The sequence below is a fragment of the Streptomyces sp. NPDC043870 genome, from assembly GCF_056435785.1.
On sequence record NZ_JBWKDT010000016.1, the window covers coordinates 154,148 to 162,104 of the forward strand.

Consider the following 7,957-nt stretch of genomic DNA (forward strand, 5'->3'; position numbering starts at 1 on the left):
GGTGCCGTCATTCAGGCGGCAGTAAAAAACGCAGTTGGTGCCGGAGCAGTCCCATAAAGCCCCCGCTTAAAAACGGTGATCAGCGCTCCGGAGGGCGGCCCGGAAAAGGGTGAGCGGGCCCTTGCCTCCCGGCATTACTTCCTTGACGCTGAGTTGGCGCGGCGGCTAGCGTCGCAACGCGTTGGTCATTGTGAATCGACCGGGTGCAACCGGAATTGAGCAGGATTAGCGGAGTAGGAATTTCCCAGCGGAGAATCGAGGAATCGACGGGTCATGTCGGATGTCATGAACTATCCCAGCGCGACGGAGCTCCTGAGGTATCGGGCCGCCGTCCGCCCCAGGCAGGATTCCCTGATCTGGGTGCGCGACCCCGAGCAGGGACATGCGACCCACCTTTCCTACGCAGAACTCGACGCGCGGGCGCGGCAACTGGCCGTCCTGCTCACGAACCGCTTCCCGGCCGGCTCCCGCATGCTGCTGCTGTACCCGCCCGCCGAGTTCATCGTCCCCTTCGTCGCCTGCCTGTACGCCGGAATGGTCGCCGTGCCGGCGCCGCTGCCCGGACGCTTCCCCCATGAGCGCAGGCGGGTGCGGGCGATCGCCACCGACTCCGATGCGGCCGCAGTGCTGACCGACGCATCGGGCCTGCCGTCGGTCGGGCGGTGGGCGGTGGAGGAAGGGCTCGACCGGCTCCCCGTCCTGGCCACCGACAGCGGCGAACTCCCCCATCCCGAGGACTGGTCGGCGTCCCCGGCCGACCACGGGACGCTCGCCCTGCTCCAGTACACCTCCGGATCGACCGGCACGCCCAAGGGCGTGATGATCAGTCACGGGAACCTGCTCACCAACGCGGCCACGCTGTGCTCCACCCTCGCCGTCCCCCAGGACGCGAGGTTCGGCGGATGGGCGCCGCAGTACCACGACATGGGCCTGATGGCCCAGACGCTGCCGGCTCTCTTTCAGGGCAGCACCTGCGTGCTGATGGACCCGACCGCCTTCCTCAAGCGGCCGCACCACTGGCTGCGGATGATCGACACCTACGACATCACCTGGTCCGCCGCCCCCAACTTCGGCTACGACTACTGCTCCCGCAAGGTGACGGACGATCAGATCGCCGGTCTGGATCTTTCGCGCTGGCATTACGCGGTCAACGGCTCCGAGCCCGTACAGGCCGGAACCATGACCGAGTTCACCAAACGGTTCGCCTCCGTGGGGTTCCGCGCCGAGGCGGCGTGCCCCTGTTACGGTCTCGCGGAATCCACCGTGTTCGTCTCCGGTGCCCCCTCGCGCGAACCGGTCGTCACCACGGTCGACGCCGAGGCCCTCGCCCGCCGCGAGTTCCGTCCGACGCCGTTCGCCGAGGGCGGGCGGGACCTGCCCAGCAACGGAACCGCGCACGGCTTCGACGTGGCCGTCGTCGACCCCGCGTCGGGGCAGCGCGTTCCCGCGGGTGGCATCGGCGAACTGTGGCTTCGGGGCCCCAGCGTCGCCCAGGGGTACTGGGGCGACGAGCGGGCCACCGAGCAGACCTTCCGCGCGGTGACCGCCGACGGTGCCGCGGGCTATCTGCGGACCGGTGACCTGGGCACCGTGCACGACGGCGAGATCTATGTGACCGGCCGCATCAAGGACATGATGATCTTCCGCGGCCGCAATCTGTACCCCCAGGACGTCGAGCACGAGCTACGGGTCCACCACCCCGAACTGGGCAACGTGGGCGCCGTGTTCGCCGTCCCGATGAGCCCGCGGGCCGACGGCGACACCGAGGAGTCGCTCGTCGTCACCCACGAGGTGCACACCGGACTGGCCCAGCAGGAACTCGCCGCGCTCGCCGCCCGCATGAAGCAGTCGGTCGCACGGGACTTCGGGGTCGTACCGTCCGCGGTGATCCTGCTCCGCCGCGGCGGCGTCCGCCGCACCACCAGCGGCAAGGTCGAGCGCTCCGCCATGCGCGACCTCTTCGCAGGCGGGCGCCTGGACAGCGTGTACGCAAGCATCGCGACGCCGGGAGAAACGACGTGACCGCACACACCGTGTCCGACACCGAGATACGCCAGTGGCTGGCCGAACGCGTCGGCAGCCTCATCGGCAAGGCGAGCGACGAGATCCAGCCGGACGTCCTGATGTCCGAGTACGGCGTGGACTCCCTGCACGCGGTCGCCCTGACCGGCGAGATCGAGGATCGCTGGGGGTTGAGCCTGGACACGACGGTGGCCTGGGAGTTCCCCACCATCGCCCTCCTGGCGCAATTCCTGGCGGCCGAGATCGCCGTCGGTGCGGTCGACTGACGCGCACCACACCTCCGAGCGCCCACCCCGTGGAGACGGCACTCCTGGGAGAGGGCCGAGCACTTCCCGAAGAAGTCGCAGAAAGGGCGGGTTGAGCATGTCCAAGGGCGGAGCCCTGCGTCACCGTGCGTCGGCGGCACAGCTGGGCGTCTGGGTCGCGCAGCAGTTGGAGCCACGCAGCCCGCTCTACAACTGCGGCGTGTTCTTCGACATCGACGCACCGCTGGACCCGGGCGTGCTGGACCGCGCCGTCACCCGCGCCGTCGAGGACACCGAAGCGCTGCGGGCATGCTTCGCCGAGGACGACGACGGTCTGTGGCAACGGACCGTCCCCGGCGCCGCACCGGTCCGGCACGTCGACATGAGCGGAGACTGCGACCCGTACGCCGCGGCTCTGGCCTGGATGAAGGCCGACCTGGCCACACCGGTCGACCTGACCGAGGGGCCGCTTTACGGGCACGCGCTGCTCCGCCTCGCGCCGGACCGGCACCTTCTCGCCTTCCGCTACCACCACATCGCGCTCGACGGCTGGGGCCAGACCCTGCACTGCCGGCGGATCGCCGAGCTGTACACGGCATTCGTCAAGGGCGCCGAACCGCCCGCCGCCCCCTTCGGCACCCTGTCCGGTCTCCTCGCCGAGGAAGCCGAATACCGCCGTTCCCCCGCCCACGAGCGAGACCGCACCTACTGGCGGGACGCCCTGGCCGATCCTCCCGAGGCCCCGCGCCTCGTACCGGGCTCCGCGGCTCCCGCCCACGGCGAGCTGCGTGCCACCACGTGGCTTCCCGAGCCGCAGATCCACGGCCTCATGGCGGCGGCCCGTGCGGCCCGCACCCGCTGGACCGTGGTGCTCACCGCCGCGCTTGCCGCCTACGTACAGCGGCTGACCTCCGTACCCGACGTCGTCCTCGGATTCCCTGTCGCCGCGCGCACGGGCCGCGCCGCCCTCACCACTCCGGGCATGCTCGCCAACGAGGTGCCGCTGCGCATCCGCGTGCGACCGTCCGACACCATGGCCGACCTGACCGCACAGGTGGCACAGCAGGTGGTGGCGGCGGTCAAGCACCAGCGCTACCGCGGCGAGGACCTGCACCGCGACTTCGGACGCACCGCCGGCCACCCGCTGACCGGCCCCGTCGTCAACCTCGTCAGCTACGACCAGTCCCTGGACCTCGCCGGCCACACCGTCATGGCACGCCAGCTCTCGACCGGACGGGTGAGGGACCTGTCCGTGCACATCAGCGGAACCCCCGAAGGCACCGGAGGCATCCGCGTCGACTTCGACGCCCATCCCGCCCTGTACAACGACGCCGAACTGCACGCCCACCGCGACCGGTTCCTCGGCTTCCTGGCCCGGCTCCTCGCCGACGCCTCCCGGCCCGTCGGCCGGGCCGATCTCCTGGACGCCGACGAGCACCGCCGCGCCCTCGTGGAGTGGAACGACACCGCCAGGAACCTACCCACCACCACGCTGCCCGGCCTCTGGGCCGACCAGGTGCGGCGTACCCCGGCACACCCGGCCATCGCATTCGGTGGACACGTCCTCACGTACGCCGAGCTGGACGAGCGCGCGGACCGCCTCGCGCGACGTCTGAGCCGTGCGGGGGTGCGTCCCGAGACCTTCGTCGCACTGTTGCTCCCCCGCTCCCCGGAACTGGTCGTCGCCCTGCTCGCGGTGATGAAGGCGGGCGCGGCGTACGTACCGGTCGACCCCGAATACCCGGCCGACCGCATCCAGTACATGATCGAGGACTGCGACCCCGCGCTGATCGTCACCGACACGCGGCTCGCCGACCGTGTTCCGGGTCCGGCGTCCAGGCGTGTACTCGTCGACGTGCCCGACGCCAACGATGTACTGCAGGACGAGCCGGACGGTCCGGCGGCCGGCGACGCCGGGCACAGCACACACCTCCTGCCGCACCATCCCGCCTACGTCATCTACACCTCGGGCTCGACCGGCCGCCCCAAGGGAGTGGTGATCGAACACCGCTCCCTGGCCGCCTACCTCCAGCGAGCGCGCCACACGTACCCGGCCGCGGCAGGCAGCTCCTTGCTGCACTCGCCGGTCGCCTTCGACCTGACGGTCACGGCGCTGTACACCCCGCTCGTCAGCGGCGGCTGCGTCCACCTCGGCGAACTCGGCGAAGAGACCGCCCGCACCGGCGACCGGCCCACCTTCATGAAGGTCACCCCCAGCCATCTGGAGCTCCTCGACGCGCTCCCCGACGCCGCCTCACCCAGGGAAACGCTCATCATCGGAGGCGAGGCCCTGCACGGCAGCGCCCTCGACGGCTGGCGGCGCCGGCATCCGGACGCCGTGGTGTACAACGCGTACGGCCCCACCGAGGCCACCGTGAATTGCCTGGACCACCGGCTGGAGCCGGGCGATCCCACACCGGACGGCCCCGTACCGATCGGCCGCCCCTTCTGGAACACCCGCGCCTATGTCCTCGACAGCGCCCTCCGACCGGTCCCGCCGGGTGTCGTGGGCGAACTGTACATCGCCGGTACGGGGCTGGCGCGCGGCTACTGGAAGCGCCAGGACCTCACCGCCGAACGCTTCGTCGCCGACCCGTTCGGCCCGCTGCACAACGATCCCGGCGCACGCATGTACCACACCGGCGACCTCGTACGTCAACGGCAGGACGGCACAGTCGAGTTCGTGGGACGGGCCGACGGCCAGGTCAAGATCCGCGGTCATCGTATCGAGCTCGGCGAGATCCAGGCCCGGCTGGCCCGGCTGCCGGAGGTCGCCCAGGCGGCCGTGATCGCCCGCGAGGACCGGCCCGGCGACCTCCGGCTCGTCGGCTACGCCGTCCCCGCAGGCGGTGCCCACCCCGACTCACTGCGCGAGCAGCTCGCCGACGCCCTGCCCGAGTACATGGTTCCGGCCGCCGTCGTCCTCCTGGACGAGCTGCCGCTCACCCCGAACGGCAAGCTCGACCGCAAGGCGCTTCCCGCGCCCGACTACGCCGGTGACACACCCGCCCGCGCCCCCCGCACCCCCCACGAAGAGCTGCTGTGCGAACTGTTCGCACGGGTGCTCGGCCTGCCGCACGTGGGCCCCGACAGCGACTTCTTCACCCTGGGCGGCCACTCCCTGCTCGCCACCCGCCTCGTCTCCCGCGTCCGGGCAGCCTTCCGGGCCGAGATATCCGTCCGCCAGCTGTTCGACACCCCCACCCCGGCAGGGCTGGCCCGTGCCCTGGCGTCCGCCGGCGCCGGCGGCGAACCGCTGCGCCCCGCCGGCCGCCGTCCCGCGCGCATACCGGCCTCCTACGGGCAACGTCGCTGGTGGTTCCTGGACCGCCTGGAGGACAAGGACGCCAACGCCACCTACAACATCCCGGCCGCGCTCCGGCTCTCCGGCCCCCTCGACCGCACCGCGCTGCACGCCGCCCTGACGGATGTCGTCACCCGCCACGAGCCCCTGCGCACCCTGCTCACCGAGGACTCCGAAGGGCTGCGCCAGAGCGTGCTCGCGCCCGAGGAGGCCCGGCCGCTCCTCCCGGTGACGCCCGTCGACCCCGCCGACCTCGACGCCGAGCTCGACCGCGCGGCCCGCGAGCGCTTCGACCTCTCGGCCGAACCGCCCCTGCGCGCCCGGCTCTTCGCGTGGGACGGCACCGAGCACGTGCTGCTGCTCGTCGTCCATCACGTCGCCGCGGACGGATGGTCCATGGAGCGGCTCGTCCGCGACGTCGCCACCGCCTACGCGGCCCGGCACCAGGGCCACGCACCCGACTGGGCGCCACTGCCCCTGGACTACGCCGACTACGCGCTGTGGCAGCGGGACGTCCTCGGCGCGCCCGGCGATCCCGACAGCCGCGCCGACCGCCAGCTCGCCTACTGGAAGGAGACGCTGGACGGTCTGCCCGAGGAACTCCCGCTACCCGTCGACCGGCCCCGCCCGGCCGTGGCGACCGGCGTGGGCGCCCACTTCGCGTTCGACGTGCCCGCCGACCTGCACGCCCGGATGGTCGCGCTCGCACGTGCCCACAACACCAGCGTCTTCATGGTTGTGCAGGCCGCGCTCGCGGCGCTGCTGTCCCGGCTCGGCGCCGGCGAGGACATTCCGATCGGCTCGCCGATCGCCGGACGCACCGACGAGGCGGTCGAGGAGCTGGTCGGCGTCTTCGTCAACACCCTGGTCCTGCGCACCGATGTGTCGGGCGACCCCACCTTCAGCGAGCTGCTGGCCCGGGTCCGCGAGACCGACCTCGCCGCGTACGTCCACCAGGACGTCCCCTTCGAGCGCCTCGTCGAGGAACTCAACCCCGCCCGGTCACTGTCGCGCAGCCCGTTGTTCCAGGTGATGCTCGCCTTCCAGAACACCTATCGGCACGACGGCATCAACGCGCTCAGCCGCCTCTCGGGGCTCGACGCCGAGCTGCTGCCCAGCCACACCGGCACGGCGGAGTTCGACCTTTCCTTCGACCTCGGCGAGCGCTTCACTGCCGACGGCGCACCGGCGGGCATGTACGGCGGGCTCGAGTACAGCATCGAACTCTTCGAGCCCACGACGGCCCACGCGATCGCCGACCGCCTCCTGCGCGTCCTGGAACAGGTCTGTGCCGACCCCGACCGAAACGTCCGCGACCTGGACGTGCTGTCGGGTGAGGAGTGGCGGCGGGTGGTGGTGGAGTGGAATGCGACGGGGCATGTGGTGCCGTCGGTGTCGTTGGCTGATTTGTTCGTGGAGCAGGTGGGGCGGACGCCGGGTGCGACGGCGGTGGTGTTCGAGGGTGTGTCGTTGTCGTATGGGGAGTTGGAGGCGCGGGCGTGTGAGTTGGCTGCGTTGTTGGTGGGGCGTGGTGTGGGTGTGGGGGATCGGGTTGCGGTGATGGTGCCGCGGTCGGTGGAGCTGGTGGTGGCTTTGCTGGCGGTGCACAAGGTGGGTGCGGCGTATGTGCCGGTGGATGTGGATTATCCGGCGGAGCGGATCCGGTATGTGCTGGAGGATGCGGCTCCTGCGCTGTTGTTGACGGTGTCGGGTGTCGTGGCTGGTTTGTCGGTGGGTGTGCCGGCGTTGTGTGTGGATGAGGTGGGGTGGGGTTCGGGTGGCGGGTTCGTGCCGCGGGCTGTGCCGGAGGGTGCGGCGTATGTGATCTATACGTCGGGTTCGACGGGGCGTCCCAAGGGTGTGGTGGTGCCGCACCAGGGCGTCGTCAACCGCCTCCTGTGGATGCAGCACGAGTACGGGCTCACGCCGGACGACCGGGTTCTGCAGAAGACCCCCGCGGGCTTCGACGTGTCGGTGTGGGAGTTCTTCTGGCCGTTGATCACGGGTGCGACGTTGGTGGTGGCGCGGCCGGAGGGGCATCGTGATCCGGCGTATCTGGCGGAGGTGATCCGCCGGGAGGGGATCACGTCGGTGCATTTCGTGCCGTCGATGCTGGGGGCGTTCCTGTCCGAGCCGGCCGCGGCGGAGTGCACCTCGCTGGTGCGGGTGTTCTGCAGCGGCGAGGCGCTGCCCGGTGAACTGCGCGACCGCTTCACCGAGGTGGTCGACGCACAGCTGCACAACCTCTACGGGCCCACCGAGGCGTCGGTGGACGTCACCTACTTCCCTTGCGGTGACGAGCGGGGTGCCGTGGCGGTGCCGATGGGTCGTCCGGTGTGGAACACGTCGGTGTTTGTGCTGGATGCGGGTTTGCGTCCGGTGGCGC

Annotated in this window: 3 protein-coding genes; all 3 read left to right on the forward strand. The window is 70.9% G+C overall.

Translation table 11 applies throughout. The features are described from left to right. Positions 1 to 273: 273 nt before the first annotated feature. A complete protein-coding gene (locus tag AC0699_RS21265; protein WP_478662423.1) occupies positions 274 to 2,022 on the forward strand; it encodes a fatty acyl-AMP ligase in 1,749 nt (582 codons plus the stop codon). Next, positions 2,019 to 2,288: an acyl carrier protein gene (locus AC0699_RS21270; RefSeq protein WP_478662425.1), complete on the forward strand. Its 270-nt coding sequence runs from the start codon at positions 2,019 to 2,021 to the stop codon at positions 2,286 to 2,288. Before AC0699_RS21265 ends, AC0699_RS21270 begins: the two co-directional genes overlap by 4 nt. A gap of 97 nt (positions 2,289 to 2,385) precedes the next feature. After that, a partial coding sequence (locus tag AC0699_RS21275; protein ID WP_478662438.1) for an amino acid adenylation domain-containing protein occupies positions 2,386 to 7,957 on the forward strand: 5,572 nt, incomplete at its 3' end.

What these genes read in the sequence shown, in the direction of transcription:
- AC0699_RS21265 (WP_478662423.1), top strand. Translation starts at nt 274, where the DNA reads ATGTCGGATGTCATGAACTATCCCAGCGCGACGGAGCTCCTGAGGTAT.